The 3,356-nt window shown below is 73.6% G+C and carries 3 protein-coding genes and 1 tRNA gene; 3 read left to right on the top strand and 1 reads right to left on the bottom strand.

Features of this window, described 5'->3' with window-relative positions; genetic code table 11:
• The first annotated feature begins 51 nt into the window (after positions 1–51).
• Positions 52–960: an NAD-dependent epimerase/dehydratase family protein gene (locus FNX44_RS25250; protein ID WP_143651306.1), complete on the top strand. Its 909-nt coding sequence runs from the start codon at positions 52–54 to the stop codon at positions 958–960.
• 77 nt (positions 961–1,037) lie between these two features.
• Here the strand turns inward: FNX44_RS25250 and FNX44_RS25245 are convergent.
• Positions 1,038–1,110, bottom strand: a tRNA-Arg gene (locus FNX44_RS25245).
• Positions 1,111–1,416: 306 nt separating this feature from the next.
• On the opposite strand from FNX44_RS25245, the gene FNX44_RS25240 reads away from it, so the two are divergent.
• Positions 1,417–3,045, top strand: coding sequence for a dynamin family protein (locus tag FNX44_RS25240; protein WP_153507725.1), 1,629 nt, complete (start codon positions 1,417–1,419; stop codon positions 3,043–3,045).
• A 6-nt stretch (positions 3,046–3,051) separates the two neighbouring features.
• On the top strand, positions 3,052–3,356 hold a 305-nt coding region (locus FNX44_RS29250; protein WP_438948042.1), incomplete at its 3' end, for a hypothetical protein.

Genomic DNA, 3,356 nt, shown 5'->3' with positions numbered 1-3,356 from the left:
CCCGAACCCCGAGGGCCGAACCCCCGAACCACCACGAGAGGCGGAACCACTGTGAGGCTGCTCCTGCTCGGCGGCACCGACTTCGCGGGCCGCGCGGTCGCCGAGGCCGCCCGGGACCGCGGTTGGGAGGTCACGGTCTTCCACCGCGGTGAACACCCGGCACCGCCCGGCGTCGCCGTCCGCACCGGAGACCGCACCGCGCCCGACGGCCTGTCCGCATTGGCCGCCGGCGAGTGGGACGCGGTCGTCGACACCTGGACCGCCGCGCCGCGCGTCGTCCGCGACGCGGCGCGGTTGCTCGCCGACCGGGTGGACCGGTACGCCTACGTCTCCAGCCGCTCCGTCCACACCTGGCCGATTCCCGCCGGCCTCGACGAGGACGGCCCGCTCGTGGAAGCCTCTCCGGACGCCGACGCCACGGACTACGCCGCCGACAAGCGGGGCGGCGAACTCGCCGCCCTCCGTGAGTTCGGGCCCGACCGCACACTGCTCGTCCGGCCCGGCCTGATCCTCGGCCCCCGAGAGAACTGCGACCGACTGCCGTGGTGGCTGCGCCGCGTCGCTCAGGGCGGCCCACTGCTGGCGCCCGGCAGCCCCGACACCCCGCTGCAGTACATCGACTCCCGCGACCTCGCGAACTGGCTGCTGGACGCCCTGAAGGCCGCACGACACGGCCCCTACAACCTGGTCAGCCCGCCCGGACACACCACGACGGGCCAACTCCTCGACGCCTGCGTCACCGCAACCGGCGCCCGCACCACACTCGTGTGGACGGCCCCCGCCGCGCTCGAGGCCGCCGGCGTCCAACCGTGGACCGACCTGCCCATCTGGTGCCCGCCCGGCGGGGAACTCCACGCCGCCCTGCACGGCGCCGACGTCACCCGCGCCCTGGCCACCGGCCTGACCTGCCGCCCGATCACCACAACGGTCCACGACACCTGGACAGCGATGAACCCCTGAGGCACCTGGCCCAAACCCCGCCACCCACGCGGTCCCTCTCCCGCCCGGACAAGAACACGCTGGTCGAACGATGTGTGCGCCCCCGGCAGGACTCGAACCTGCGGCCAAGTGCTTAGAAGGCACCTGCTCTATCCGCTGAGCTACGGGGGCCGGACCGCCCGGTGACGGCGGCGCCTGGAACGTCCTCGCCGGGAGGCAAGGATAGGGGCCCCGTCCGTCATCCCTGGTCGCCTCACACCGCCGCCAGCGCTGTGGAGGTTCGGTGAAGCGCTCCGATAATCGCAGGCGATCGTCTGTTGTGCAGCGATTTGCGCCCGGCGGGCGGCGGGTGTTGTGCAGTCGTTATGCCTGGCGACCGGGTCTGGTGACCCGTAGTGCGGGGCAAAACGGGTTGTTCCCGGACGAATAAGCTTCAAAAACGCTGCAATCTTGGGCATTCTTCCCTCTGTGGCGATCATGGAGGCACGGACCGAACTGCTCGACGCGCTGGTCACCCTGCGTGACAGCGTCGCTGCTGCCCGCTTTCCTCTGCCGCTGGCCGGAGTGGAGCGCGCACGTCAGTCGCAGGCCGAACTGCTGGCCCAACTGGACGACTACCTGGTGCCGAGACTGCGGGAACCGGAGGCGCCGCTGCTCGCCGTGATCGGCGGCTCCACCGGCTCCGGCAAGTCGACACTGGTGAACTCGCTGGTCGGGCGGCGCATCAGCGAGGCGGGGGTGCTGCGGCCGACCACCCGCACCCCGGTGCTCGTCTGCCACCCGGACGATCTGCGCTGGTTCACCGGCAGACGGGTACTGCCCCGCCTCGGGCGGGTGCGGGTGCCCCGGCAGGAGGACGCGGCGGCGACCGAGCACGAGAGCGACGACGGCGTGGACCGGCCCGACGCCGAGGCGGCGGTCCGTCAGGCCCTACGCGTCGAGATCGACGAGGGCGTGCCCAAGGGGCTGGGTCTGCTGGACGCGCCGGACATCGACTCGCTGGTCGCCGCCAACCGGGAACTCGCCGCCGAGCTGATCTGCGCCGCCGACATCTGGGTGCTCGTCACCACCGCCGCACGCTACGCCGACGCCGTGCCCTGGCACCTGCTGCGCACCGCCAAGGAGTACGACGTCACCCTGGCCACCGTGCTCGACAGGGTGCCGCACCGGCTGGTGGAGGAGGTCTCCCGCCAGTACGCGTCGCTGCTCGAGCGCGCCGGGCTCGGCCACGTCCCGCGCTTCACCGTGCCCGAGCTGCCCGAGTCGGCGGGCGGCAGCCGGGGGCTGCTGCCCGCGACCGCCGTCGAACGGCTTCGCGCGTGGCTCACGCACCAGGTGGGCGACCCCCTCGCCCGGACCCGGGCGGTGGGCCGCACCGCGAACGGCGCCCTGGCCTCGCTGCGCCGGCGGGTGCCCGAACTCGCCTCCTGCGCCGCCGCTCAGCACTCGGCGGCCGTCCGCCTCACCCAGCACGTCGAGGAGGCGTACGCCGAAGCGGGCCGCAAGGTCCGCAGGCGCCTGGACTCCGGCCAGTTGCTCACCGGTGAGGCGTGGGCCCACTGGCGGCGGTTCCCGGCGGACAGCGCCGGCGAGGAACTGGTGGCGGCGTGTGTGGAAGGGATGACGGACCTGCTCGCGGCCGCGGTGGGCGCCGCCGAGGAACACGTCGCCCGAGCCTGGCGGGAGGAACCCGGCGCGGCCGGCGTGCCGGAGGACCCCTGCGTCGGCGCGGCGGCGACCGTCGAACGCATGGGCCTGGTCGTCCGGCACTGGCAGCGGTGCCTGGAGGAACTGGCCGACGAGGCGTTCAGCGCGCACGGCCGGCCGCCGGCGACCGCCGAGGAGGTGACCGCGCTGTTGGCCGCCGCGCTGCTCGGCGGCCAACACCAGGGGCGGGCGGCGTCCGAGGGGTTGGCCACGGCACTGACCGCCCCGGCCGCCGAGGAACTGGTCCGGCGCGCGCTCGTCGCGCTGGACGAGTGCGTCGACCGCGCGCTGTCGGGGGAGCGCGACCGGAGGCTCGCCCCGCTGGAGGAACTCGACGCCGGCCCCGAGCAGCAGGCCGAACTGATCGCCGCCCTGTCCGTACTGCACAAGGAGAGGTGACGCACGGTGTCCGGACCCCTCGGCGAGGTACGCGTCGACGGCCAGCACAACCCCGGCGAGCACGATCCGGCGGCGCACGGCCAAGGAGAGCACGGCGAGACCGACGAGCGCGGCGCCCTTCCGCCGGCGGAGTCCGGCGACGGTGCGGCGGGCACGGGGGCAACCGGCGCGGGCGAGAGGGGTGTGGAGAGCATGGATGTGGAACGAATCGGTGCGGACGAGTCGGGTCCGGAACGACTTGACGAGCACGGCACATGGGCGGAACCAATCAACGGGAACGCGGATGGTGGCGGGAACGGGGATGGTGGCGG

Origin of the sequence: Streptomyces alkaliterrae, assembly GCF_007097205.2 — a bacterium.
Lineage (GTDB): Bacteria > Actinomycetota > Actinomycetes > Streptomycetales > Streptomycetaceae > Streptomyces > Streptomyces alkaliterrae.
The sequence above is the reverse complement of the archived record's forward strand: the minus strand, read 5'-3'. Positions and strand labels throughout refer to the sequence as shown.

Excerpts from the sequence above, each read along its gene's own strand:
- FNX44_RS25240 (WP_153507725.1), top strand. The coding sequence starts at position 1,417 with ATGGAGGCACGGACCGAACTGCTCGACGCGCTGGTCACCCTGCGTGAC.